This window comes from Novosphingobium sp. KACC 22771 (assembly GCF_028736195.1).
In the GTDB taxonomy this organism is placed as follows: domain Bacteria; phylum Pseudomonadota; class Alphaproteobacteria; order Sphingomonadales; family Sphingomonadaceae; genus Novosphingobium.
Map to the genome: position 1 here is coordinate 1,200,521 of NZ_CP117882.1, position 26,661 is coordinate 1,227,181.

The 26,661-nt window shown below is 63.5% G+C and carries 21 protein-coding genes; 17 read left to right on the plus strand and 4 right to left on the minus strand.

Going from position 1 to position 26,661, the window contains the following annotated elements:
• Positions 1-96 precede the first annotated feature (96 nt).
• Together PQ467_RS22165 and PQ467_RS22170 are read right to left on the minus strand one after the other, a co-directional pair.
• On the minus strand, positions 97-1,155 hold the full coding sequence (locus PQ467_RS22165) for an ATP-binding protein (RefSeq protein ID WP_274176643.1): 1,059 nt from the start codon (positions 1,153-1,155) through the stop codon (positions 97-99).
• Positions 1,152-1,829 (minus strand): response regulator, encoded by a 678-nt coding sequence (locus tag PQ467_RS22170; protein WP_274176644.1) that lies wholly within the window; start codon positions 1,827-1,829, stop codon positions 1,152-1,154. Before PQ467_RS22170 ends, PQ467_RS22165 begins: the two co-directional genes overlap by 4 nt.
• A 102-nt stretch (positions 1,830-1,931) precedes the next feature.
• On the opposite strand from PQ467_RS22170, the gene PQ467_RS22175 reads away from it, so the two are divergent.
• The 3 genes from PQ467_RS22175 to PQ467_RS22185 are packed head-to-tail and all read left to right on the plus strand — an operon-like array spanning position 1,932 to position 7,546.
• The gene (locus PQ467_RS22175; RefSeq protein ID WP_274176645.1) at positions 1,932-3,056 is read left to right on the plus strand and encodes an efflux RND transporter periplasmic adaptor subunit; all 1,125 of its coding nucleotides are present in this window, start codon (positions 1,932-1,934) and stop codon (positions 3,054-3,056) included.
• A 16-nt stretch (positions 3,057-3,072) separates the two neighbouring features.
• The gene (locus PQ467_RS22180; protein WP_274177287.1) at positions 3,073-6,207 is read left to right on the plus strand and encodes a multidrug efflux RND transporter permease subunit; all 3,135 of its coding nucleotides are present in this window, start codon (positions 3,073-3,075) and stop codon (positions 6,205-6,207) included.
• Positions 6,200-7,546, plus strand: a complete 1,347-nt coding sequence (locus PQ467_RS22185) for an efflux transporter outer membrane subunit (RefSeq protein ID WP_274176646.1) — start codon at positions 6,200-6,202, stop codon at positions 7,544-7,546. Before PQ467_RS22180 ends, PQ467_RS22185 begins: the two co-directional genes overlap by 8 nt.
• Positions 7,547-7,588: 42 nt before the next feature.
• Here the strand turns inward: PQ467_RS22185 and PQ467_RS22190 are convergent, their stop codons facing one another.
• Complete coding sequence (locus PQ467_RS22190) at positions 7,589-8,338, minus strand: dienelactone hydrolase family protein (protein WP_274176647.1); 750 nt, start codon at positions 8,336-8,338, stop codon at positions 7,589-7,591.
• A gap of 703 nt (positions 8,339-9,041) precedes the next feature.
• Between PQ467_RS22190 and PQ467_RS22195 the strand changes: the two genes are divergently transcribed.
• The gene (locus PQ467_RS22195; protein ID WP_274176648.1) at positions 9,042-9,893 is read left to right on the plus strand and encodes a response regulator transcription factor; all 852 of its coding nucleotides are present in this window, start codon (positions 9,042-9,044) and stop codon (positions 9,891-9,893) included.
• Between the two features lie 72 nt (positions 9,894-9,965).
• Here PQ467_RS22195 and PQ467_RS22200 read toward each other — a convergent pair whose 3' ends face one another.
• Entirely contained in the window at positions 9,966-10,751 is a 786-nt protein-coding gene (locus tag PQ467_RS22200) for a winged helix-turn-helix domain-containing protein (protein ID WP_274176649.1), read from the minus strand.
• Positions 10,752-11,262: 511 nt separating this feature from the next.
• Here PQ467_RS22200 and nusG point away from each other — a divergent pair.
• From nusG to PQ467_RS22265, 13 genes are all read left to right on the plus strand, one after another.
• Positions 11,263-11,805: a transcription termination/antitermination protein NusG gene (gene nusG, locus PQ467_RS22205; protein ID WP_274176650.1), complete on the plus strand. Its 543-nt coding sequence runs from the start codon at positions 11,263-11,265 to the stop codon at positions 11,803-11,805.
• A gap of 116 nt (positions 11,806-11,921) precedes the next feature.
• Positions 11,922-12,500, plus strand: coding sequence for a dTDP-4-dehydrorhamnose 3,5-epimerase (gene rfbC / locus PQ467_RS22210; protein ID WP_274176651.1), 579 nt, complete (start codon positions 11,922-11,924; stop codon positions 12,498-12,500).
• Between the two features lie 4 nt (positions 12,501-12,504).
• Positions 12,505-13,548, plus strand: a complete 1,044-nt coding sequence (gene rfbB, locus PQ467_RS22215) for a dTDP-glucose 4,6-dehydratase (protein ID WP_274176652.1) — start codon at positions 12,505-12,507, stop codon at positions 13,546-13,548.
• 35 nt (positions 13,549-13,583) lie between these two features.
• Positions 13,584-14,474, plus strand: a complete 891-nt coding sequence (gene rfbA, locus PQ467_RS22220) for a glucose-1-phosphate thymidylyltransferase RfbA (RefSeq protein WP_274176653.1) — start codon at positions 13,584-13,586, stop codon at positions 14,472-14,474.
• 108 nt (positions 14,475-14,582) lie between these two features.
• Positions 14,583-15,845, plus strand: coding sequence for a nucleotide sugar dehydrogenase (locus PQ467_RS22225; protein WP_274176654.1), 1,263 nt, complete (start codon positions 14,583-14,585; stop codon positions 15,843-15,845).
• Positions 15,846-15,859: 14 nt separating this feature from the next.
• On the plus strand, positions 15,860-17,140 hold the full coding sequence (locus PQ467_RS22230; protein WP_274176655.1) for a glycosyltransferase family 4 protein: 1,281 nt from the start codon (positions 15,860-15,862) through the stop codon (positions 17,138-17,140).
• Positions 17,141-17,150: 10 nt separating this feature from the next.
• Positions 17,151-18,521 (plus strand): O-antigen ligase family protein, encoded by a 1,371-nt coding sequence (locus tag PQ467_RS22235; RefSeq protein ID WP_274176656.1) that lies wholly within the window; start codon positions 17,151-17,153, stop codon positions 18,519-18,521.
• Positions 18,522-18,606: 85 nt separating this feature from the next.
• The gene (locus tag PQ467_RS22240; RefSeq protein WP_274176657.1) at positions 18,607-19,248 is read left to right on the plus strand and encodes a polysaccharide biosynthesis/export family protein; all 642 of its coding nucleotides are present in this window, start codon (positions 18,607-18,609) and stop codon (positions 19,246-19,248) included.
• Between the two features lie 21 nt (positions 19,249-19,269).
• On the plus strand, positions 19,270-21,519 hold the full coding sequence (locus tag PQ467_RS22245) for a GumC family protein (RefSeq protein WP_274176658.1): 2,250 nt from the start codon (positions 19,270-19,272) through the stop codon (positions 21,517-21,519).
• Positions 21,519-22,589: a hypothetical protein gene (locus PQ467_RS22250; protein ID WP_274176659.1), complete on the plus strand. Its 1,071-nt coding sequence runs from the start codon at positions 21,519-21,521 to the stop codon at positions 22,587-22,589. Before PQ467_RS22245 ends, PQ467_RS22250 begins: the two co-directional genes overlap by 1 nt.
• Before the next feature lie 8 nt (positions 22,590-22,597).
• On the plus strand, positions 22,598-23,794 hold the full coding sequence (locus PQ467_RS22255; protein WP_274176660.1) for a glycosyltransferase: 1,197 nt from the start codon (positions 22,598-22,600) through the stop codon (positions 23,792-23,794).
• Positions 23,791-25,284 (plus strand): flippase, encoded by a 1,494-nt coding sequence (locus PQ467_RS22260; RefSeq protein WP_274176661.1) that lies wholly within the window; start codon positions 23,791-23,793, stop codon positions 25,282-25,284. The genes PQ467_RS22255 and PQ467_RS22260 overlap by 4 nt, the downstream gene beginning before the upstream one ends.
• 41 nt (positions 25,285-25,325) lie before the next feature.
• Entirely contained in the window at positions 25,326-26,657 is a 1,332-nt protein-coding gene (locus PQ467_RS22265; RefSeq protein WP_274176662.1) for a hypothetical protein, read from the plus strand.
• Positions 26,658-26,661 lie beyond the last annotated feature (4 nt).

Here is a 26,661-nt window from a genome sequence, read left to right on the forward strand (position 1 = left end):
GGGTTTTCCCCCTTTGTCCGCATAAGAGACATGGGCGCGCAAAATCCTTCGCGCCAGAGGGAAATTATTTCGCCCCGGGAAATCGAGCAGGCGTTTTCAGGCTTTCAGGGTGACGATGAAATGCGAATGCCCGTCCTGCCACTCATACCGCGCCGCGCCGCCATGCGCCTGGGCAATCGCCTGCACCACGGCAAGGCCGAGGCCCGATCCGGTGCGGCGGGATTCGCGCGCCGCCGAACCGCGGGTAAAAACGCTGAACAGATTGGCGCGCTGATCCTGCGGCACGCCCGGCCCCCGGTCGATCAGATGGATCGCAACACGCCCGTCGTCATGGCGCACCACCAGCCGCAGGGCGCATGGGGTGGCATAATGGAGCGCATTGTCCAGCAGCGCCAGCAAAGCCTGACGCAGCCGGGCCATATCCACCCGCGCCGGAATCGCGGCGCATTCCACGCTCAGGCTGAAGCCCGCCCGCTCCACCGTGGGCGCCATCATTGCTGCCCATTCCTCAAGCCCGGCGCACAAATCCACCTCGCCCACCTGCAATTCCAATCGTCCGATGTCGGCCAGGCTGACGCAGCGCAGATCCTCGACCAGTCGCGCCAGCCCGTCCACCTGTGTCAACAGCCCCCGCAACAGCATGTCGTCCATCACGAACACACCGTCCGATACGCCTTGCAGCCGCCCTTTCAGGATGGTGAGCGGCGTGCGCAATTCATGGGCAATCTGGGCGTTCCAGCTGATCGCATCATGGGCCGCCTTTTCCAGCCGCCCGGCCATCGCGTTGAAATCCTCAACCAGCTTGGCCGTCTCGCCCGGCGCGTCGATGTCGGACGCGGCGCGGGCCGAAAGATCGCCATCGGCAATCGCCCGCGCGGCGCGGCCCACCGCATGCATCGGCCCGACGATATGGCGCGCCATGCCCGCCGCGATCCACGCGCCCAGCCCGATGCCCATGCAGGTCACCACCCCCATGATGACCAGATCCCAACCATTTGGCACCGCCGAAAAATCGGGAGGAAACAGTTTGGGCGCGCACCAGACCGCAATCGTATAAACGAGGTAAAAGACGATGAAGGCGAACAGCACCGTGGCAATCGCCACCGTCGCCATGGCCAGCGTCAGATGGCGCGAGATGTCGAATTTCACCTTCATGCCCCGCTGCCCAACCGATAGCCGACCCCGCGCACGCCTGCGGGCATGCCTGAAACACCGGCTTCCTCCAGCTTGCGGCGCAATTTGCTGATATGGCTGTCCACCGTGCGGTCCAAGGCTTCCGATCCGGGCAGGCAGGCATCGACCAGATCACCGCGCGAAAACACCCGGTGCGGGCTGCGCGCCATATGCACCAACAGGCGAAATTCGGTCAGCGTCAGGGGAATTTCTCGCCCCTCGACGCGGGCGATATGGCTCTCGGTGTCGATTTCCACCGGCCCCACGCGCAGCACCGCCCCGCCGCCCGCGCCGCCCGTCCGCCGCAGGATCGCGCGCAGCCGCGCCACCACCTCGACCGGGTTGAAGGGTTTGACCACATAATCATCCGCGCCGATGCGCAGAGCCTGCAATTTGTCGATATCCTGGTCCAGCGCGGTGATCATGATCACCGGCGTTTCGGCCTCGCGCCGGATCTGGGCCAGCACTTCCCAGCCGTCGATATGCGGCATCCCCACATCAAGCAGCACGATATCGGGCCGCAATGCCCGGTGCAGATCAAGCGCCACGCGGCCGTCTCCGGCATGCACCGTGCGAAACCCCTCACGCTCCAGATAGGCGCGCAGAATGTCGGCAATATCGCCATCGTCTTCGGCAATCAGGGCAAGCGCTGTCATGCCAAGCCTATATCACCGCCCATTGGTATGCGGCCAGATGGCTCCACACAATCTCCACAAAACCTCCACATAAAGGCAATGCTAAGGGTGCATGGGGCCATTATGCGATACGATCACTTCCGGTTTGCCCTCCCCCTTTCCACCCTCCTGCTGGCCGCATGCGGCGGCGATGGCGCGCCTGCCGCGCCTCCGCCCGTCGAAGTGCTGATTACCCCCGCACAGGATCGCGCCATCTCGCTGGCCGACGAACTGCCGGGCCGCGTGGTGGCCTTCCGCACCGCCGAGATCCGGCCGCAGGTGGGCGGCATCGTCCAGCGCCGCCTGTTCACCGAGGGCGCGATGGTGGGCGCGGGCCAGCCGCTGTTCCAGATCAACCCTGCCCCTTTCCGCGCCGATGCGGCCAGCGCCTCGGCCACGCTTGCCCGCGCGCAGGCCACCTTTGCCCGCGCAAAGACGCAGGCGGATCGGTTGAAGCCGCTGGTGGGCGTGGACGCGATCAGCCGCCAGACCTTTGACGATGCCACCGTCGCCCGCGATCAGGCCGCCGCAGATGTGGCGCAGGCGCGCGCCGCGCTCGACCGGCGGCGGCTCGATCTGGGCTTTGCCCGCGTCACCTCGCCCATCGCGGGCCAGATCGGCGCGGCCACTGTTACCGAAGGCGCGCTGGTGGCCACCACCGACGCCAATCCGATGGCGACGGTGCAGCAGATAGACAAGGTTTACGTCGACGTGCGCCAGCCCGCCGCCCGCCTCGACGCCCTGCGCGCGGCGGTGGCCGAGGGGGCGGGCGCGGGTGCGGCCCCGGTCGAAATCATCACCGCCTCTGGCCAGCCGCATCCGGTCAAGGGCCGCCTGCTGTTTTCCGATGTCACGGTCGATCCGGGCACCGGCAATGCGGTGGTGCGCGTGCTGGTCGACAATCCGGGCAATCGCCTGCTGCCGGGTATGTTCGTGCGGGCGCGCCTGCCGCGTCTGCGCATGCCCCATGCGATCATCGTGCCGCAACAGGCGGTGGGCCATGATGCGGCGGGCCGCGCGGTCCTCCATGTCTGGAACGGCCGCGCCATCGAGGAGCGCCAGATCGAGGCGGGCGATGTGGTCGATGGCACAACCATCATCCTTAAAGGGCTGAAGGCGGGCGAGAAGGTGGTCGTGGTCGGCATGGACCGCGTGCTGCCCGGCGCGCCGGTCAAGGCGCTGCCCTGGCGCCAGCCGGCCAATCGCTGAGGGAGCGCGAACAATGATCCCCCAGTTTTTCATCCAGCGGCCGGTCTTTGCCTGGGTCGTGGCGATTGCCATCGCGCTGGCCGGGCTGATCGCGCTGCCCACGGTGCCGGTGGCGCGTTTTCCCTCGGTCGCCCCGCCATCGGTGACGATCACCGCCACCTATCCCGGCGCCACGCCCCAGACCATGAATGACGGCGTGGTCGAATTGATCGAGCGCGAATTGTCGGGCACCAAACGCCTGCTCTATTTCGAGTCCAGCACCGATACTTCGGGCTCGGCCACGATCACCGCGACGTTTCAGCCCGGCACGAACCCCGAACTGGCGCTGGTGGATGTACAGAACCGCTTGAAACTGATCGAGCCGCGCCTGCCCCAGACGGTGCGCCAATATGGTCTGGCGGTCGAGGTGGCCAACAGCGGCTTTCTGCTGCTGGTGGGGCTCAATTCGCCCGACGGGCGCTATGACGAGGCAGCGCTGGGCGACTATCTGGCCCGCAATATCGTCAATGAATTGAAACGCATTCCCGGCGTTGGCCGCGTGCAGAGTTTCTCGGCCGAAAAGGCGATGCGGGTTTGGGTCGATCCGGCGAAACTAATCGCCTATGATCTGGCCATGGCCGATGTGACGGGGGCCATTGCCGCCCAGAATATCCAGATCGCACCGGGCACGCTGGGCGCGGAACCGGCGGTGGCGGGCCAGCGCGTGCTGGTGCCGCTGACTGCCAGCGGACAATTGACCAGCCCGCAGGAATTTGAACAGATCGTGCTGAAAGCCAACACCAATGGCGGCACGGTGACGCTGGGCGATGTGGCCCGGGTCGAGGTCGGCCAGCAGAATTACATGATGTCCACCCGCGAGAACGGCCGCGCGGGAGCCTCGGCGGCGGTGCAATTGGCGCCGGGGGCCAATGCGGTGCAGGTTTCGGACGCGGTGCGCGCGCGCATGGCCGAAATCGGCCGGGCGATGCCGGGCGGCATGGAATGGACGGTGCCTTTTGACACCGCGCCTTTCGTGCGCGTCTCCATCGAAAAGGTGCTGCACACATTGGTTGAGGCCATGGTGCTGGTGTTTCTCGTCATGTATCTGTTTTTGCAGAACATGCGCTATACGCTGGTGCCCGCCGTGGTTGCGCCCATCGCGCTGCTGGGCACGATTGCGGTGATGTCGCTGGCGGGCTATTCGCTCAATGTGCTGACCATGTTCGGCATGGTGCTGGCCATCGGCATCATCGTGGACGATGCCATCGTCGTGGTGGAAAATGTCGAACGCATCATGGCCGAGGAAGGCCTCTCCCCCTTCGAGGCCACCAAAAAGGCGATGCGCGAGATTACCGGGGCCGTGATCGGCATCACGCTGGTGCTGGTTTCGGTGTTCATCCCGATGGCCTTTGCCAGCGGCTCTGTGGGCGTGATCTATCGCCAGTTTGCCATGTCGATGGCGATCAGCATCCTCATTTCGGCGGTGCTGGCCCTTTCGCTCACGCCTGCCCTGTGCGCCACAGTGCTCAAGCCCATCAAGGGCCATGTGCAAAAACCGCGCTTCTTTGCCGCGTTTGACCGGATGTTTGAGCGGATGACCGATGGCTATGCCGGGTGGGTCGCGCGGGTTATCCGGCGCGGCGGGCGGGCGATGGTCGCGCTGGGCGTGGTGGTGGCGCTGCTGGGCTTTGCCTTCTGGCGCCTGCCCACCGCCTTCATGCCCGAAGAAGATCAGGGCTATTACATGACCGCCTTTCAATTGCCCGCCGACGCCACCGCCGAGCGCACCCGCGAGGCTGTGCAGGTGCTGGAGCGCCACACCGCCACGCGGCCATCCACCAAGGGCAATGAGGCGATCCTGGGCTTTGGCTTTTCGGGCGCGGGGCCCAATGCGGCGATTGTGTTTACGGTCCTTAAAGACTGGGGCGAGCGCGGCGGGGCAACGGTCAAGGATGAGGTAGCCCGTACGATGGCCGCGATGAGCACCATCAAGGAAGGCATCATCATGAGCCTTGTGCCCCCCGCGATTGATGAACTGGGCAATTCCTCGGGCTTTGCCATGCGGCTGGAGGATCGCGCCGGGCGCGGGCATGATGCGCTGGTGGCCGCGCAATACCAATTGCTGGGCCTTGCCGGGCAAAGCAAGAAGGTGGTCGGCGTCTATCCCGACGGTCTGCCGGCCGGCACCAGCATCCACCTGTCCATCGACCGGCAAAAGGCCGAGGCGCTGGGCGTGCCCTTCAACCGGATCAGCGATACGCTCTCGGCGGCGATGGGTTCGGCCTATGTCGGCGATTATCCCAATGCGGGTCGTATGCAGCAGGTGATCGTGCAGGCCGATGCGGCCTATCGCATGAACCTGCCCGACATGATGCGCTTGAACCTGCGCAACAATGCAGGCTCGATGGTTCCCCTGTCCGAAGTGGTCAGGGCCGATTGGGAGCAGACCCCGCTGCAACTGGTGCGCTATAATGGCTATCCGGCGCTGCGCCTGTCGGGCATGGCCGCGCCGGGTGTGTCGAGCGGTGATGCCATGGCCGAGATGGCGGCTCTGGCCAAGCAATTGCCGCCCGGTTTCGCCATCGAATGGACTGGCCTGTCCTATCAGGAACAGCAATCGGGCGCGCAGGCCCCGATGCTGCTGGCGCTCTCAATGCTGGCGGTGTTTCTGGTGCTGGCGGCGATGTATGACAGTTTCGCCGTGCCGCTGGCGGTGATGCTGGTGGTGCCGCTGGGGCTGATCGGCGCGGTGACGGCGGTGTCGATCCGTGGCATGGCCAATGACGTGTTCTTCAAGGTGGGCCTGATCACCATCATCGGTCTGTCGGCCAAGAATGCGATCCTGATCGTCGAATTTGCCCGCCATTACCGCGAATCCGGCATGGGTCTGGTGGAAAGCGCGATGGCGGCGGCGCGAGTCCGTCTGCGGCCCATCGTGATGACCTCGCTGGCCTTTACGCTGGGCGTGGTGCCGCTGATGCTGTCCTCCGGGGCCAGCGCGGAAACACAGTCGGCCATCGGCACGGGCGTGTTTGGCGGCATGATTTCGGGAACAGTCCTGGCGGTGTTCTTTGTGCCGGTGTTCTTTGTGGTGGCCATGGGGCTGAGTGAGCGTTTGGGCTTTGGCGGCTTGCGCAGGAAAAAGACGAAGCAGGAGCAGGCCGATGCGTAAGGTTCTGATGTTGGCGTTGGTTTTGGGTGGCTGCGCGGCGGAAAACGCGCCTCTGCCCAAGGCCCCTGTCCCGGCCCAATATGCGGTGACCGAAAAGCTCACGCCGCTGACATGGCGCGAGTTCTTTGCCGATGCGCGGCTGCAAAGGCTGATCGCGCTGGCATTGAATGAGAACCGCGATTTGCGGATTGCGGTGTTGAATGCGCAGGCCGCGCGCGGGGCGCTTTCCGTTACGCGCGGGGCGCAATTGCCGACGTTTGAGGCGCAGGGCGGCTTTACCAGCGCCCAGACCGCAGGCGGCGGCTTTGGCGGCTTTCGCTATGACCAGTTCAGCGGCCAGATCGCGCTGACCAGTTTCGAGATCGATCTGTTTGGTCGCCTTCGCGCGCAGAGTCGCGCCGCCTTCGACCGCTATCTGGCCAGCGAGGCCGGGCGGCGGGCCAGCGAGCTGACGGTGGTGGGCGCGGTGGCGCAGGCCTATGTGGCCGAAAGGCTGGCGCAGGAGCAATGGCAACTGACCTCCTCGACGCTGGCCGACTGGCGTGTGTCGCTCGACCTGACGCGGCGCCTGCATGATGCGGGACAGGCCAGCGGCAGCGATCTGGCGCAGGCCGAAGGGCTGGTGCGGCAGGCCGAAGCGGACCTTGCCCAGCGCCAGCGCGAGCGCGAGGTGGCCACCCATGCCCTGTCGCTGGCGGTGGGCGCGCCTTTGCCCGCCGATCTGCCTGCGCCCATCGGGCTCATGCTGGCCTCGATGCCGGATCATCTGGGCACGGGCCTGCCCTCGGACCTGTTGACGCGGCGGCCCGACATTATGCAGGCGGAGTATAATCTGCGCGCGGCGCAAGCCGATGTGAATGCCGCGCGCGCCGCCTTCTTCCCCCGCCTCTCGTTGACGGGCGCGCTGGGCGCGGTTTCTCCGGGCCTGTCGGGTCTGTTTTCGGGCGCAAACAAGGCTTGGAACTATGCGCCCGCGGTCTCCCTGCCGCTGTTTCCCAATGGCGGGCTGCGCGGCAATTTACGGCAAGCCAAGGCGCAGCAGGAAATAGCGGTGGCCACCTATGAAAAGGCGATCCAGACCGCCTTTGCCGAGGTGGCCGACGGCATTTCGGCCCAGCAGACCTATGGCCCGCAATTGAAGGCGCAGGATGCCGCCGCGCAGGCCGCCGACCGGCGCGTCAACCTTTCAAAACTGCGCTATCAGGCGGGGGTGGACAGTCGCCTCGAATTGCTCGACGCCCAGCGCAGCGCCTATTCTGCGCGCCAGACCCTGCTTTCCACGCGGGCAGGGGCGCTGCTGGGGATGATCGGCCTGTATCGGGCGCTCGGTTCCATCTGATGGCTGGGATCATGGGTGGGCGGCCCGCCTCGCCCCCCTTGATTACCCCTGCGCAAAGGCCCGCTGGTAAAGCGCCAGCGTCCAACCAAGCCCCTGAAAAAACAGCGCCGGATCATAGCGCGGGCCTTCGTCGCGCAAAAAGGCGTGCTGGGCGTTGACCTCGTGCCATTCATAGGTCGCGCCCACCGCCTCAAGCCTGTCGCGGATAGCCATGCGCCCCGCATAGGGGACATGGGGGTCCTGACGCCCCCATACGAACATGGTCTCAGCCTTTAGTTCGGCCATGCGGGCAAGGCTGTCATCCGCGCGGCCAAGGCCCAGACTGCCGGAATGAATGTCGGTGGGATAAAAGCATGCCGCCGTCGACACACGCGGATCGAGCGCGGCGCGATAGGCCAGATGCCCCCCGAGGCATACGCCAAAGGTCGCCACGCGCCCGTCGCAGGCGGGATGATCGACAAGGGCATCGAGCCCAGCCTTGGCGTCGGCATCATAACCGGCCAGCGGTTTGAGATATTTCAGCTCATTGCCGCGATCCGTGCCGGCCGGGTCATAGGCCAGAACCGTGCCGGCCGGCTCGAACTCATGATAGACTTCGGGCACGGCCACGACATAGCCATGCCCGGCCAAAATCGCCGCCAGCCTGCGGATGGGCGCGGTAACCTGATAGATCTCGGAAAACAGCAGGATACCGGGAAAGCGCCCTGCAGCGGCCGGACGGAACATATGCATCCGCATCATGCCCCCCTCAGGAACAAGCACATCCAGTTGTTCGTCACTAAGCAGGATCATCGCATCATCCTCTGCATGGGAATAGGATCACGTCCGCATGCTTTCCTTCGGATGAGGCCATCGCATAAGGCAGCGTTCTTCAGCCAGAGCTAATTTGGTTCCGGGAATGCCATACGAATTCTTGCATAGGCAGCCGGGCGTTGCCCCCCGGATCACATGCTCCGGCTGCCCCCTTTTGCCGGCCAGCGCGGATATTAAGGTCTCATCCATGTTCAACCGGCAAATTGGCGTCGAATCAAAGGGAAGGAGCGCCCCCGATTGACCGCTTCGCGTGAGGCGGGCTGCGTAAAATGGCGCAATTTCAGGACTTGACTTTCGCCGGGCCGCAACAGCGCGTCGGGAGCGTAACGCGCTGCGCAATGTCAACGCATTTAGTTAACACAATCCCTATTCTTTGGCGCTCCGAGCGCGACCAGGCATTACCAGCATGTATAGGGAAGGAGGATAATGCTTTGATTTTAGACATTTTAATATGCTGTTATTAATTTTACTGAAAAATTTTCGACACATTCGGAGGGTTTATAGAGTCAATGCGTTTTAATAACCTCCAATATCTCAAATATATTTTCATTTTTTCAGAATAAGCCCTTTCTAAATCATCCTTAAAATTAGTAACATCTAATTAACCATAATTAAATTTCCTTTATAATAAGTGTAATGTTATACGTTGTACTCCCTATGTAAGCGTTGATCGTCACCTCGGTTGAGCCTACTGTGGCTTCCGGGAAGGTTGCTTAAACTTTCAAGCCAAACCGATGACCCGCAAATCTGGGACATTTACAAGATGAATGACACGAGTCTCAAATCTGGGCCGATGGCGACCCGTTGCGGGATCAACGCCATAAACCGGCCCTGCCAGTCTTTACCTCGCGGAACCGATATCGACCTGCCGGTGCCGCGGCATCCGATTTGCCACAGCCCCAATGAAAAGATCTACATTGTCGACGGTGACAAAGGCTTTCTGAAAGAAGCAAGCGAGATGCTTGCCTGGATCGGGACGCCGGTGGCCTGCTTTGACAATCCGTTTGAATTTCAAAAGGCCGCGCCCGCGATGATCGTGGGATGCGTGATCCTGGATGTGCGCATTCCCCAGTTTGACGGTCCCTCGCTGCACAATTGGCTGCGCTCGGTGCATTGCATCGCGCCGACCGTGTTCCTCTCGGCCACCGCCGATGTGGCAACTGCTGTGGAATGCATGCGCCTTGGCGCGCACAATTTCCTGTTAAAACCCGCCAAGGAAGCCGAATTGAGCTCGGCCGTCATTTCGGCGATTTCGCGGTCTCGGATGCGCTATTGCGAAATCTCCAATTCGGGCAAGATCGAGGAAGTGCTGGCTCGCCTGACGCCGACGGAGCGCAAGGTCGCCAACCTGATCGCGCGTGGCTATTTGACCAAGCAAATCGCGGCGATGATGGAGAGAAGCGAGAATACGGTTAAAATTCATCGTTACCGCATTATGAACAAAGTGGGCGCATCGTCTTCGGCAGCGCTTGTCCGCATGATCACGATGGTCGGCGAGAAAAAGACATCGCCTTATGAAAACAGCATGTTGTAAGCTGGGTCGAGGGATTTTCGACCCAGCTTACAACATGCCGCCTTCGCTCCAAACCATTAACCACAAGCGGCTTTATTCAGCGGCGCTGGCCAACCGGGGGTGGATCACCAACTGGTAACCGGCGCCGCGAACATTGTTGATCTCGACATGATCAAACAGTTTGCGCCGCAATTGCGAGATCAGCACGCGCAGGTGCAGCTCGCTGACCATGGAATGGGCCAGACTGATGCTGCAGCGTAAAGCCATCGTCGAAGCGGTCATGTCGCGCGCCTGCATCAGGCCGAGCAACAAATCCTGCTCGCGCCTCGTCAGGCGGCGCGGATTGCAGATCTGGCTCAACTGGATGATTTCCAATTCCTTGGCATCATATCGCCCGATGGAAATCATCATCCGCAAATGCATCGAACACATCCGCGCGGCAAATTCAGGCCAGGCGATGCGTCCCGTGTCGATCACATCGTCAAATCCGGCCATCAGCAACTGGGCCCTGTCCGCAGGCAGACTTTGATTCATCACGCAAATCTTGAGCTTGCGATGAAGCGCCACGCGGTTTCGGGTAATGATGCGCTTCATGCGTTGAACATCATTGCCCGCAACGATCATGACGTCGTAATCGCGCTCAACAACCGAGAGGAAATTGGTTTCGCCCTCGCGATAGGCATAGTCTTGCCACTGGCTGATACCTTGCTTCAACCATTCCAGCCGCTCGTCACGGCCGTTGTCCTGAAGAGATATAACGCGAAAGACAATATCGGACAAACCAAGGCCCGGCACCGAGCTTGCCATGACGCCATAGGCCTCTGGATCGAAACAAGATACCTCGCTGTCCATCTTGGAAATGGCGGATGGTTTGTTCATGCCAGAATCTCTATATTGTTGGCTGTCTGAACTTTTTAGTCCTATTCCTCCAATTCGACATATAGAGCAGAGTAATCTTGGCCTAAGCCATTGGACAAAGACCTGCTGTAAAAGCCATCATGTAATAATACGTAGTCATTATTCATGAGCGCAGGCCGCCCATCTTCGTATGCTGCAACCGTTGGCTCTAACCAGCACCACGCCCGATTCATTCGCACCCGCACAATGATGGAAAGCCAAGAAAACCGCGCAGGGGGTAAAATTCATGAGTCGAATTTTTCCGCATCGGTAAAACGAAGAGCGAATAGGTATGATGCGGTGCAACAAAATTATAGTGATAACCCGATGACGGAATCACCTAAACTTCTGGCTTACTTCATAATCTGACAGCGCAAAACAGCAGCTTTAGAGGTTATTGAGCCAACGCCAGTTACGTAGTTAGACATAGGCCATGACCATAAAACGGCCTCTCCCCGGAAATTCGGAATGCCTTGCACCTACCGCTTCCGGTATGGAGCGGCGCTCCGCTGCTGCATCTGCAGCACATGCTCCGGGCGGCCTGATCGACTGGTATGTGGCCGCCGCCGTGCCGCGCAAGGAGCGTTTTGCGCTTGCGAACCTGCACAATCAGGGTTTTGCCACCTTCTTTCCCCTGCTGCACCGCGTTCGCTCGCCCAAAGGCGCTGCAAGCGTCAGTCCGCTGTTTCCCGGCTATATTTTCGTCGGGCTCAATCCGCATCGGATCCGCTGGCAATCGATCAACGGCACATTCGGCATTCGCTATGTCGTGGGCCCGCGCGGGGCGCTGCCCTCTGCGGTTCCGCCGGCGGTGATGGATGAATTGTTTCAACGCTTTCCCCAGGGTGCCCATTACGTGCCCGAATGCCGCCTTCGCCCCGGCGATCCCGTCAACGTCACCACCGGGGCCTTTGCGGGCATCCCGGCCACATTCGAGGACATGCTCTCGCAGGATCGCATTCGCGTTCTGTTGAGCTGGCTCAACACTCAGGTTGCGGTGGTCATGCCCAAAACCTGCATCGACACCGCCGCCTGATCCAGCGCGCGAGGTTCGGCAACACGGCCCTGCGTGGAGCGATTCCCACGCAGTGCGGTAGCTTTGCCCGCTTCATGCGCCGGCCCATCCACCTGTTGCAACAGATAGAGCGCGCCATGATCCCCGTAGCCCAATTCCTGACCGACACGCCGATCGAGGGCGTCGTGATCGTGGCGCCGCGCCGCCACCATGATGCGCGCGGCCACTTCACCGAAACCTGGAACCTGCGCAGCCTGCAGCAGGCTGGCATCGATGTGCCCTTTGTTCAGGACAACCATTCCTACTCCGCCCAACCGGGCACTGTGCGCGGCCTGCATTATCAGCGTCCGCCCCATGCGCAGGCCAAACTGGTGCGCTGCGGGCGGGGGCGCGTGCTGGATGTGGCGGTCGATATCCGCCGCGGTTCGCCCACCTATGGCCGCTCGCTCGCGGTCGAACTGAGCGCCGAAAACGGGCTTCAGCTCTTCATTCCCGCCGGGTTCCTGCATGGGTTCATGACGCTCGAGGCCGATTGCGAGCTGCTTTACAAATGCTCGGATTACTATGCGCCCGACTGCGACGGCGCCGTGCGCTGGGACACTTGCGACATCGAATGGCCGCTTGATGGCCTGCCCGCCCCGCTGCTCTCCGACAAGGATGCGGCGGCCACGCCCTTTGATCAATTCGACAGCCCCTTTGTCTATGAGGCCGCGTAACATCATGAAACTTCTTGTCACCGGCGGGGCCGGTTTCATCGGATCGGCCGTGGTCCGGCTTGCCGTCTCGCGCGGGGCCAAGGTCGTGAACCTCGATGCGCTGACCTATGCGGCATGCCCCGAGAATGTCGCCCCTGTGGCCGACAGCCCGCTTTACAGCTTCGCCCATGTCGACATCCGCGATCCCGAAGCGCTGGCGCGGGTGTTTGAAACCGAAGAGCCCGATGCGGTGCTGCATCTGGCCGCCGAAAGCCATGTTGACCGCTCGATCGACGGGCCGGGCGATTTCATCACCACCAATATCGTGGGCACGTTCAACCTGCTCAACGCCGCGCGCCATTACTGGGTCTCGCGCGGGCGGCCGGAAAGCTTCCGCTTCCTGCATGTTTCGACCGACGAGGTCTTCGGCTCGCTGGGCAAGGAAGGCAAATTTACCGAGACCACGCCCTATGACCCGCGCTCGCCCTATTCGGCCAGCAAGGCGTCCTCGGACCATCTCGCGCGGGCATGGCACGAAACCTACGGGCTGCCGGTGCTGCTGACCAATTGTTCGAACAATTACGGGCCTTATCATTTCCCCGAAAAGCTGATCCCGGTGGTCATTCTCAATGCCATCGCGGGCCATGACATCCCGGTCTATGGCGACGGCAGCAATGTGCGCGACTGGCTCTATGTCGAGGATCACGCCCGCGCGCTGCTGCTGGTGCTGGCCGATGGCCAGGTCGGGCGCAGCTATAATATCGGCGGCGAGAACGAGCGCAGCAATCTGGAACTGGTGCAGGAAATCTGCGCGATCCTCGATGCCAAGCGCCCGCTCCCTGCCGGCTCCTATGCCGACCAGATCCGCTTTGTCACCGACCGCCCCGGCCATGATGCGCGCTATGCCATCGACCCGGCCCGCATCCGCGAAGAGCTGGGCTGGAGCCCCTCGGTCACGGTCAGCGAGGGGCTGGAGCGTACGGTGCAATGGTATCTCGACAATGAGGCCTGGTGGCGCCCGCTGCAACAGCGCCACGGCGTGGGCCAGCGTCTGGGCACCAAGGCCTGATCTTTCCCCTCTCCACTTGCCGCAAGGGAACCGCGATGACCCAACGCAAAGGCATCATTCTGGCCGGAGGCTCCGGCACAAGGCTTTATCCGCTGACGCTGGCTGTCTCGAAACAGCTTATGCCGATCTATGACAAGCCGATGATCTACTACCCGCTCTCGGTGCTGATGCTGGCGGGCGTGCGCGAAGTGGCGATCATCACCACGCCTGCCGATCAGGACCAGTTCCGCCGCCTGCTGGGCGATGGATCGCAATGGGGCATGCGGCTCGAATATATCGTCCAGCCCTCGCCCGATGGGCTGGCGCAAGCCTATATTCTGGCCGAGGATTTCCTCGACGGCGCGCCTTCCATCATGGTGCTGGGCGACAATATCTTCTTTGGCCACGGCCTGCCCGACATGCTGCGCGCGGCCGACGAAAAGCCCGCGGGCGGCACGGTTTTCGGCTATCACGTGGCCGATCCGCATCGCTACGGCGTGGTCGGCTTTGACGGCGACGGCACGGTCAATCAGATCATCGAAAAGCCAGAGACGCCGCCTTCCTCCTACGCCGTCACCGGCCTCTATGTGCTGGACGGCGAGGCCCCGGCGCGCGCGCGTCAGGTGGCGCCCTCGCCGCGCGGAGAGCTGGAGATCACCACGCTGCTCGAAAGCTATCTGGCCGACGGCACGCTCAGCGTCGAGCTGATGGGGCGCGGCTTCGCCTGGCTCGATACCGGCACGCACGGCTCGCTGCTGGACGCGGGCAATTTCGTGCGCACCCTGTGCGAGCGTCAGGGCATGCAGGTCGGCTGCCCCGAAGAAATCGCCTTCCGTCAGGGCTGGATCGATGCCGAGGGCCTGGATGCAGGCGCCCGGCTTCAGGGCAAATCCGAATACGGCCGCTATCTGCGCCAACTGGCGCAGGAAGAAGCCGCCGCCGGCTGAGGGCCCCGGTCCTCCCTCCTTAAAAAAATCGCGGCGCGCAGATGGGCACAAAGCCCCTGTCTGCGCGCGCCGCACACGCCCACTCCATCATCGTAAGGTCACCATCCTGTGAAAATCGCCATCTTCGGTCTGGGTTATGTTGGTTTCACCGCCGCCTGCTGCATCGCCAGCGAAGGCCATCATGTCGTGGGCGTCGATGTCAGCGATGCCAAAATCGCGGCCATTCTCGACGGTCGCTCGCCCATCACCGAGCCCAAGGTCGATGAGATGCTGGCACAAGGGCTCGCCGACGGGCTGATCACGGCCACCACCAATGTGGCCGAAGCGCTCAAGGACACCGATCTGGCGCTGGTCTGCGTCGGCACGCCCAGCGGCCCGGACGGCAGCCATGACATGCGCTATATTGCCGATGTCTCGCGCCAGATTGCAGCGGCGGTGGACACCGCGCGCGAAACGCCGCTGACGGTGGTGTTCCGCTCGACCATCCGCCCCGGCACGATGGACGATCTGGTCCACCCGATCTTTGCCGCGCGCCATGGGGCCGACACCGACCGCCTGATCGAGCTGGTCTATAACCCCGAATTCCTGCGCGAGGCGACGGCGGTTTACGACTATTTCGCCCCGCCCAAGATCGTTATCGGCACCGCCGACGGCAAGCCTTCGGCAACGATGGACGCGCTCTATGCCGCGATCGAGGCGCCGCGCTTCTATGTCCGCTTCCGCGAGGCCGAGGCGACCAAATTTGTCGACAACACCTGGCACGCGGTCAAGGTGGCCTTTGGCAACGAGATCGGCCGGGTCTGCCTCGGGCTGGGGATCAACGCCAGCGATGTCTATGACATCTTCGTTTCCGACACCAAGCTGAACATTTCCAAGCACTATCTGCGCCCGGGCAGCCCTTTCGGCGGCTCGTGCCTGCCCAAAGACGTGCGCGCGCTTCAGCGGATCGCGGCGGAATGCGGGGCCAACACCCATCTGGTCGACTCGCTGCTGCGCTCGAACGACGCGCACAAGCACCGCATGTTTGCCCGCGCCAGCGAAGGGCTGGAGCCGGGCGCGAAGATCCTGCTCGCCGGCCTGGCCTTCAAGGCGGAAACCGACGACCTGCGCGAAAGCCCCAATGTCGATCTTGCCCGCATGTTGCTGAGCGCGGGCTATGACCTGTCAATCTTTGACCCCGCCATCGACGGGGGCAAGCTGGTGGGCGCCAATCTGGGCTACATCTATGCCCGCATCCCCCAGATCGAACGCCTGCTGCTCAGCGCCGAGCAGGCCAATGCCACCGCCTTTGACCGCATCGTGATGTGCAACGGCACGGGCAAGAAGCTCGACCTTGCCAACCGCCCGGTCGTCGATCTCAGCAAGATCTAAGGGAGCGCCGCCTCATGCCCGACATTGGTTCCGAAAGCCGCGAGTTGCAGGGCAAACGCCTGCTGATCATCGTTGAAAACCTGCCGGTCCCCTTTGACCGGCGGGTGTGGCAGGAGGCCACCACGCTGCAGGAAGCCGGGGCCACGGTGTCGATCATCTGCCCCACGGCGCCCGGTTATGAGGCGCGCTATGAATTGCGCGACGGCATCCATATCCATCGCCACCCGCTCTATCGCGATGCGGCCAGCGCGCCGGGCTATCTGCTGGAATATGGCATCGCCCTGTTCTGGCAGACGCTGCTGGCCTGGCGGATCTTTTTCGGGCGCGGCTTTGATGTGCTTCAGGTGTGCAATCCGCCCGATCTGGGCTTTGTCATCGCGCTTCAGTTCCGCTGGCTGGGGCGGCGCTATATCTTTGACCATCACGACATCAATCCCGAACTGTATGAGGCCAAATTCGGCAAGCGCGGTTTCGGCTGGAAGCTGATCAGCTGGGCCGAAAAGCTCAACTTCCGCTTTGCCGATGTGGTGATTTCGACCAACAATTCCTATCGCTCGATCGCCATGCGGCGCGGGGGCGTGAACGAGGGCGACATCTTTGTGGTGCGCTCCGGCCCCAACCTTGCCCGGTTGAAGCCGCGCCCGCCGGTCGAAAGCCTCAAGCAGGGTCGCAAGCATCTGATCGGCTATGTCGGCGTGATGGGCGAGCAGGAAGGTATCGACCTGCTGCTGGAAGCCGCACGCCATATCGTGCTGGAGCGCGGGCGTCGGGATATCGGCTTCTGCCTTGTCGGCGGCGGCTCCAGCCTGAAATCCTTGCAGGCCATGGCGCAGGATATGGGCCTTGGCGATTATGTCCATTTCACCGGGCGCGCGCCTGATGACGTGCTCTTTGGCGTGCTCTCCACCGCCGATGTCTGTGTGAACCCGGACCGGGTGAACCCGATGAACGACCAGTCCACCATGAACAAGGTCCTGGAATACATGGCCTTCAGCAAGGCGCAGGTTCAGTTCGACGTCAAGGAAGGGCGGTTTTCGGCCGGTGAGGCATCGCTTTACGCCCGCCCCAATGACGCAATCGACATGGCAGAAAAGATCCTCCAACTGATCGACAATCCCGAATTGCGCGAACAGATGGGCCGCTATGGCCGCGCCCGCGTCGAGGCGGAATTTTCCTGGGACCGCCAAAAGGCCCCGCTGATCGCGGCCTATTGGCATGCGCTGGGCAAGGGCCGGGCCGGTGCGCGCGCCATCGCCCGCCCGGCGGCCCGGCCGCTCTCCGACTCCTCTACCTGATTGCGTGATTGTGCCCGCAAACACCCCTTGGCCCCGCCGTTGCTGGACGCTGGCGCTGCTCACCATCATCCTGATGGGCGGCGGCAACTGGACGATGCCGCTTCCCGGCCTTTTGGCGCAATTGACCGCCTGTGTGGTGATCATCTGCGCTTTGGGGTCGCCCGGCAGCATTCTGTCGCGGCCGATGGTGGGGATGGACCGTTTTCTCATCGCGGTGCTGGGGCTGATTGTACTGCAGGTTTTGCCACTGCCGCCCGCGCTGTGGCATGCCTTGCCGGGGCGCGATGTGGCGCGCGATATAGACGATGCGCTGCCTCCGGGCGAACGCTGGCGCCCGTTGACGCTGGATCCCGGCGCCACGCTGGGCGCTCTGGTGGCGCTGCTGCCGCCTTTCAGCATCTACCTTGCCGTGCGCACCGCGCCGCGCGAGCGGATTTCCGCGCTGCTCGATGCGCTGCCGATTGCCTTTATCGCCTCGGGCGTGGTGGCCTTTGCCCAGCTCGCGCTGGGCCAGAGGGGCTGGCTGCGGCTCTATCCTTTGGGAGATTACGATTTCCCCATCGGCTTTTTCGCCAATCACAATCATCAGGCCGCCTTTCTCGCCTGTATGCTGCCCATGCTGGCCTTGTGGCTGGGCCGGTTGGACCCGCCAACGGCCCGCGCCCGGCTGATGGGGCAAAGCAAGGACACCGTGCTGCTGGTGGCCGCAGGCCTGGTCACGGCGCTCGGCCTGATCACCGGATCGCGCGCAGGCGTGGTCCTGCTGGTGCTCTCGCTGGCGCTGACCAGCATGGCATGGCAGCGCCAGTCGGCCCGCGCCGGGGCGCAGTGGATCATGCGCAGCCTGCTGCCGATGGGTCTGATCGTGCTGTGCATCTGGATCATGACCACCAATGGCGTCGAACGCCTCGCCTCGCCCTTTCTGCGCGGCGCGATGGAGCAGGATCAGCGCTGGACCTTCTGGCGCGATGTTTCCCATGCCGCCGCCGCATTCTGGCCGGTGGGATCGGGCATCGGCACCTTTGTCGACGCTTTTGCCATCCACGAGCCGCTGATCAGCGTTTCGCAGCGTTATCTCAACCACGCGCACAATGATTACCTTGATGTCGCGCTGGAGGCGGGCCTGCCCGGGCTGGTCTTTGTGGCGGGCGCGCTGTGGCTGACGCTGGCGGCGGCATGGCGCAATAACCAAACCGCGCGCGGCGGTCGGCAACGCATGGAGGTGATCCTCACCTTCGTGCCCCCGGCGCTGATCGCGCTGCATTCTTTCGTCGATTACCCGGCCCGCACCCATGCCATCGGCGCACTCGCGCTGCTGTGCTGGGCGCTGGCCGCCAACCGCACCACCCCCAACCGTCAACGTGAACAACACGGTTCCTGAAAAGAGGTCGTATACCTTGAAACATTTAGCGACATTGCGATCCTTGGCGCTGCTTGGCACCGCATTGCCCCTGCTGGCCGGATGCATGGCCGGTCCAAGGTACAAACTGACCGATCCGCCGCAGGCGGCGCTGCGCCAGACAGCGCCGCTGGAAATGCCGCTGCCCGCGGCCGATCCTGGAACTTTGGGCCCCGATGACAAGATTGCCATTGTGGTCGCGCGTGAGCCGGATCTGAGCGCGGCCAGCGTGATGATCGATGCCAACGGCACCTTCTCGATGCCGGGCGTCGGCCGCATCAAGGCCACCGGCCACACGCCCGACGAACTGGCCCGCCAGATCGCCGCCAGCCTGTCCGCCAATTACATCAACCAGCCGCAGGTCTCGATCAACATCGTCGAGCGCGCCTCGCGCCGGGTGACGGTGGAAGGCGCGGTGACCGAGCCCGGCATCTATCAATATCCGGTCGGCGCCACGCTGATCGACGCCATCGCGCTGGCCCATGGCCCGCAACGCGTGGCCAAGCTGGACCGCGTGGCCATTTTCCGCACCGAAGGCGATGTCCGCAGCGTTGCCGTGTTCGATTTCAAACTGGTTCGGGCCGGGCGCATGTCCAATCCGCGCCTGATGCCCGGCGACCGGATAGAGGTCGGCTACTCGGGCCTGACCCAAGCCTGGCAGGACTTCCTCCAATCCGCCCCCGTCTTCAACGTCTTCACCCGTTTCTGACCGGGTACAGGAATTCCCATCATGGCCAATGCCCAAGAACCCTCGCTTACAAACAGTCTGATCGACCGCTTCCTGCCGAATTTCTCGTCGGCCGAACCGTTTGAAAACAATGGCATCACCATGTCCGAAATCCGGGCGATGCTGTATCGTCAGCGCAAGCTGATCTTTCCGATGATCGTGGCAGGTCCGGTGCTGGCACTGGGCGTCACATGGATGATGCCCTCGATCTATGAAGGCACAGTCTCGGTCAAAATCGACAATGAGCGCGCCAAGATCCTGGAAGGTCAGGATCTGGACCCCACCGTGACCACCAGCGACACCGGGCGCTATCTGGCCACGCAGGCCAGCATCGTGACCAGCCGCTCGCTGGCAACGCAGGTGGCCGATGAAATGGCGCTGGCCCGCGATGACCGCTTTATCCTGAGCATGGGCAAGAAGTTCAAAAGCGATGGCTTGAGCAAGAAGGATGCCGATGCCGCCCGGCGCGAACAGGTCATCACCCTGCTTCAGCAAACGGTCAAGATGGCCACGCCGACCGACAATCGCGTGGCCACCATTTCCTTTCGCAGCCGCAGTCCGGAATTTGCCGCGCAAGTGGCCAATACCTATGCCGACAAATATATCGGCCAGAATGTGCTGCAGCGTTATGAAATGAACGCCTATGCCCGCAAGATCCTGAAAAATCAGGTGACGCAGACCCAGCAGGAATTGCGCGCGGCCGAACAGAAGGCCATCGATTATGCGCGCCAGTTTCACCTGATCGACATTGGCGATGCCGCATCGGGCGCCGATGAAGGCAAGGGGAACGGCGGGTCGAAGGATACCGGCAACGGCCGCTCGATCGTGACGGCCAATCTGGTCGCCATCAATGACGCCTATGCCGCCGCGCAGGCCGAACGCATCGCGGCCGAGGGCCGCTGGCGCGTGGCCCAGTCCGCCTCGCCGCTTGATCTGCCCGAAGGGCGCAACAGTCCGAGCATTCAGGGCCTGCTGCAAAGCCGCGCCGTCACCGCATCGCAACTGGCGCAATTGCGCAAGCGCTATGCCGCCAACCGCCCCGAAGTGCAGGAAGCGGCGGCCCAGCTTGCCTCCATCGAGAGCCAGATCGCCACGGTCGGCCAGAACATCCGCGCCTCTATCCGCGCCGAATATCTGGGCGCACTGCACAAAGAACAGGAACTGGCCAAAAGCCGCACCGACCTCTCGGCCCAGTCGCTGGGCGAACAGGAACGGCGCGTCCAGCTTAACCTGATCGTGCGCGATGCCGACACCTTGCGCCGCCAGTTGGGCGACCTGCTGACGCGGCTCAACCAGATCGAATCGGCCGCCGATGTCGATACCAACAATATCGCCGTCATCGACAAGGCCCGCGTACCCGATGATCCGGTCTCGCCGATCCTGTGGCGCAATCTGCTGATCGGCCTGATCGCGGGTGTGACGCTGGCGGTTGCCACAGCGCTGATGCGCGAGCTGTTTGATGAAACGCTGCAACGCCCCGAAGATGTCGAGGACAAGCTGCGCCTGCCGCTGCTGGGCGTGGTTCCCGCCACGATCACCAACGTGCTCGACAGCCTGAACGATGGGAAATCGGGCCTTGCCGAAGCCTATTATTCGGTGCGCAGCACGATCGACTATGCCTCGGGCGGCGATGTTAAGAAGCTTATTCTTATCACCTCCAGCTCGCCCGCAGAGGGCAAATCGACCACCGCCTATGCTCTGGCGCAGGATTTTGCCCGCGCCGGTCGCCGGGTGCTGCTGGTCGATGCCGATACGCGCGCGCCTTCGCAGCATCGCCTGCTCAAACATGCCCGCAATCTGAGCGGTCTGACCGACGCCATCGTGCATCAAAAGCCGCTGGCCGAGACCATCCATGAAAGCGAGGTCAAGGACCTCTACTTCATGCCGCTCGGCGCGCGTCCGGCCAATCCGGCGCATCTGCTGTCCTCGGATGTGATCGCGCCCTTCCTCAACCGTCTCAAGGAAATGTTCGACGTGGTGATCGTCGATGCTCCGCCGGTCATGGGTCTGGCCGACGCGCCGCTGCTGGCGCGCCATATGGACGCGGTGATCTTTATCGCGGAGGCGGGCCGCGCGCATAATGGTCAGGCAAAAATCGCCCTGCGCCGCCTGCGCGACAATGGCGCCCATGTGCTGGGCGCAGTGCTCACCAAATTCAATCCGGTCGAATCCGGCTATGGCCAGAGCACGGGTTATTACTACTACTACAACTATCGCTATGAGCGCGCCCTGCCCGAAGGCGAAACGGCCTGATGAACGCAACGCCGCCCTCTATGCTCCGCCGCCGATTGCTGGCTGGCGCGGTCGGCATCCCGGCTCTGGCCGCGGTGCTGAGCGTGTCGCTGGCCAATGCCTTGATCAGTGTAAAGCTGGTCGATGCAGCGGGCGCGGTGCCGATGGGGGCGGCGATTGCGGCGCGGTCGGCCGATGCACGCGATCTCTCGGTCGCATTGTCGCAACGGGCCTTGCGGGAAAGCACGATTGTGCAGCCCGCCGTGACCCGCGTCGCGCTCAACGCAACCGGGCCGCAGGGCGACAGGCTGCTGGCGCTCAGCGCAAGGCTGGGCTGGCGCGATGCCGAAACCCAGCGCAGGCTCTATTCGATGGCCGTGCGTCATGGCGACTGCCCGGCCGCGCTGTCCTACGCCTCGGCGCTGATGCGTCAGGGCGTGGGGTTCGACACGCTGGCCCCGGCCATGACGCGCGCGGCCGCCCTGCCCGCCTGCCGGCCGGCGCTGCTGGCCCTGCTGCGCCAGGGCGAACCGTGGGCGGCGGCATGGCTGCGTCGGCATGGCGCCGCGCTCTCGCCCGCCATCCAGAGCCAATTGCTGGCCGCGACCCGGCCGGGCCGCGAGACATGGACGCCGCTTGTCGCCCAATTGCTGGCCAAAGGTCGGTTGGATGAGGCCTATGATCTGTGGCAACAGGCCGGTGGAGCAGCTTCCGCGCCCTTTCGCCTCGACTGGCCCGGCGCGCAGGCACGGCTTTATCCCACCGCTTTTGATTGGACCATCGCGCCCGACATGGCCCTGTCCGATGGCCTGCTCTCGCCCGGATCGGAAGGCGTGGGAATGGCGGTGCGGCGCCTGCCGCCGACGCCGGGATCCTATCTGCTGACCGCCGGGGCGCCGGGCGATGCGGAGCAGGGCTGGCGCTGGGGCCTCTCGTGCGGCCCCGGTCCGAACCCCGTGCCTGCCCAGCCCCTTCTGGCCCGTCAGGTTATCACCATCACCGCCGCCTGCCGCGCGCCATGGCTGACGCTGGCCGGAGGCGAAGGCCCGATCGCCGCGCCCGGCCTGCGCCTCTTTTCCCACGCGCGATGAACAGACCCATGCAAGGCCCCATTCTTCACCTGTCCGCCGACTTTCCCGACCTGATCGACGCCACCAAGACCCGCGCCATCCAGACGCTGGTCGAACTGGTTCAGGATCGCTTCGACCAGCAGGTCATCTCGCTCAACCGCATCGCCCCCGGCCCGATGGGTACGCTGGCCGCGCTGCTTGGGCGCAGTCCGCTGGTCGAGGCCAAGCCCAACAGCGCCGAAGCCAAAGGCGGGCTGACCACATTGGCCTATCGCGCTCCGGGGCGCGGGCTTTGGCATCATACGATGCTGCGCCGCGTGGCCGATGCCCTGCATGAACGCATCTTGCGCGGGCCGCGCCCGGCGCTGATCGTCGGGCACAAGCTGACGGTCGAGGGTCTGCTTGCCGCCCGCCTCGCAGAGCGGCTGGGCATCCCCTATGCGCTGACCATTCAGGGCGATACCGACACCAAGATTTTGGCCGCCCGCCCCGATCTGCGCTCTGCCTTTGCCCGCGTGTTTCATGGCGCAGGCGTGGTATTCTCGCTGGCGCCATGGTCGCTGCGGGCGGTGGAGGCGCGGCTGGGGGCGCGGACGGGGGCGTCCCTGATGCTGCCCTGTCCGCTTGCCGCCGACCGCAGGATCGCACCGCGCATGGGCGGCGATGGCATTGTCACGGCCTTTCACCTGCGCAATGCCCGGCGCAAAAATCTGGCCCGCCTTATCGAGGCGCATCAAGCCCTGCGCGCAGATCACCGCGATGTCGAACTGCATATTCTGGGCGGCGGCAATGATCGCGACCGGGCGCGTGTGGACCATCTTGTCGGCGCGCGCCATGGCATCGCCCTGCGCGGGCCGGTGGCCAATGCCGCGATTGCCCAAAGCTTCAATGCCGCCATCGGCCTTGCCTTGCCCAGCCTGCGCGAAAGTTTCGGCATGGTCTTTATCGAGGCGATGATGGCCGGGCTGCCGGTCGTCTATCCGCAGGGCCGCGCCATCGACGGCTATTTCGACGACCAGTCCTTTGCCATCCCGGTCGATCCGCAAAGCAGCGCCTCGATTGCCGAAGGGCTGGCCCGGCTGGTGCGGGACGAAGCCGCCCTCAAAACCGCGCTGGCACGATGGCAGGAGGCGGGCGAGGCCGCCCGTTTCACCCGCGCCGCCATCGCCGACACTTTCGCAAAGGGGCTTTCCCTCGCCCTTGCCTCCAACGGACACGCTGTATGAGCATCGGCAAGAACACTGCCTATAATCTCGTGGGTTTCATTATTCCCACGGTGCTGGGGCTGGCCACGGTGCCCGCCTATATCCATCTGATCGGGGCGGCTCGTTATGGGGTGCTCTCGCTGGTCTGGCTGATCCTGGGCTATTTCGGCCTGTTTGATCTGGGCCTTGGCCGCGCCACCACCCAGCGCATCGCCGAATTGCGCGATGCCCCCCGCGCCGAGCGCGCCAAGGCCTTTCACACCGCGCTCATCACCAATCTGGCGATTGGCGTGGTGGGCTGCCTGATCCTGTGGATTGCGGCCTATATCATCTTTTCGCGGGTGGTCTCGCTGGCCCCCGACCTGCGCGCCGAGGCGGTCTCGGCCACCCCGCTGGTTGCCCTCGCCCTGCCCATCGCCACCACGCTGGGCGTGCTGAGCGGGGCGTTGATGGGGCGGGAAAAATTCCTGCTGACCAACCGCATTTCGGCCACATCGACCACACTGTTCCAGATCCTGCCCTTGCTGGTGGCGTGGCGGTTGGGGGTGGATCTGCGGATGCTGGTGACGGCCTCGCTGCTGGCGCGCGGGTTTGCGGTCGTTTCGCTGTGGCGCGCATGCCGCCATGAATTCGCACTGGACGAGCCGGTGGCCTGGGACCGTGCGCAACTGCTGCGCCTGCTGCGTTACGGCAGCTGGATGACGCTCTCGTCCATGACCATTCCATTTCTGGCCTTCACCGACCGGTTCCTTATCGGCTCGATCCTCGGCCCGGTGGCGGTCACCATCTACAATGTGCCCAGCGAGGCGGTAAAGCGCGTCACGGGCGTTGCCGGATCGGTCGCCAGCGCCCTGTTTCCCCGCTTTGCCACCGAAGGGCGCGAGGAGGCGGTCAAGCTGGCCACCTATGGCGCGGATCTGCTCTATACGCTGGTCACGCCCGCCATGGCGGTGGGGCTGGTGCTGATGGACCCGCTGATGCGGCTGTGGCTGGGCCAAAGCATCGGCGCGCAGGCAGCGCCGCTGGCCCGCATCTTCATGCTGGCCTATTGGCTCAACACCTTCCTCCAGATCCCCTTCACCCGGCTTCAGGCGGGCGGTCGCCCCGATCTGGTCACCAAGATCATGGCCGCCGAACTGCTGCCCTATATTGCCGGACTTTACTGGTCGCTCAAAAGCTTTGGGCTGGCGGGCGGGGCCTGGGCCTTCTTCGTCCGCATGGTGGTGGATGGGGTGCTGCTCTCCTGGTTTGCCGACACCGGATTTCCCCGCCTGCGGCTGATGCTGAGCACCATGGCGGCTATGCTTGGCCTTGAGGCATGGCTGACGCTTGGCCCGGTCCAGAGCCTTTCCAGCCAGATCGCGCTGGCCGCGGCGGTGGGGCTGATCTCCACGCTGGCGGCTCTGCTGGTGATGCCCGAAGACCTGCTCGACCGGCTGCCCCTGCCCCGCGCCTTGCGCAAAATGCTGCGCTCCGCCCGATTTTCCGCCCCGATTGGAAGCCTTTCATGACGCCCGCCCTACCCATGCCCCCATCTTCTGCGACGCCATCAATGACCGAGGCCCGGACCGAGACTCGCGGGCCGGTGTGGATCGCCGCGATCATCCTGTTCACCACGCTCCTGCCGCCCGAAGTGCGCGTGACCGTGGCGGGGATTGAGCTGTTCTCCTATCGCCTCGCCTTTTTGCTGCTTCTGCCCTTTATCGTGCGCCACGCCCCCGCCAATGTGCGCAAACCTCTGCCCTCGGATCTGCTGGTGCTGTTCTCGGTTGTCTGGATGGTGGCCGCGATGGTCGCCAATCAAGGGCTGGCCTCAGGCATTCAGCGCAGCCTGTCGGTCGCGATGGACCTGTTGCTGGGCTATGTCGTGGCGCGCGTTTCGATCGCCAGCATCAATGATCTGCGCCGCCTCTTTGTCATCATGGCGCCTATGTATCTGGTGGCGGGCCTGCTGGTCATGGCCGAAAGCGTGACGCACCGCTTGATCGTCCAGCCGGTGGTGCGCAGCTTCTTTCCCAACATCGAAGCGATGGGCATCGTCATGACCTCGCTGGCCAACTATCAGGCTCGCCTGGGGCTGTTTCGCGGGGTCGGCGCCTTTCCTCATCCTATTCTGGGCGGGCTGTATCTCGCTTCGCTCCTTCCGCTCTATTTCAGTTCCCAACTGCGCGGATGGCCTCGCAAGGTCGGGCTGCTGTCGGGCTGTCTCGCCTTTTTCACGGTCAGTTCGACCGCTTTCATGATATTGGCGCTGAGCATCGGCTTGCTGTTCTATGATCGCATAACCCTCATGGTGCAGGGGATAAGGTGGCAGGGACTGCTGCTGATGCTCGGCCTTGGTCTGCTTGCCTATCAACTTTTCAGCGCGCATGGCCTGATAGGCCTTACCGTCAAGCTGGCGGTGGACGGCAACACCGCGTATTATCGATCTCTGACCTGGCAGTTTGCCGGCGCCGCTGTGGCCGCTCATCCCGTATTCGGGCTGGGCGACGGGCATTTTGCCCGCCCCGTGTGGATGGTGTCCGACACGATCGACAACTACTGGCTGCTTCTGGCGGTGCGCTATGGTTATGCGGTGCCTGCGGCACAATTGCTGGCCACGACGACGGTGATGTTTCAACTGGGCCAAGGGAGCCGCGCGGTTGACCGGACCGATGCCTACTTTCTGCGCGGCATCTGCATGACGATCGGCGTCGTGACGCTGGGCGGCTTTTTCGTGGCTCTGTTCAGCGGTGTGCAGATCTGGTTCGCGGTCCTGCTGGGTTGCGGCGCCAACTGTGCGCTCTTTGCCCGCGGCCAGGACAAATTGCGCCAAAGCCGAACCATCGCCGAGCAGCGCGCCAGAAGCGCCATCATGCCCCCCCGCCCTGCGGCGGCGCGATAAATCC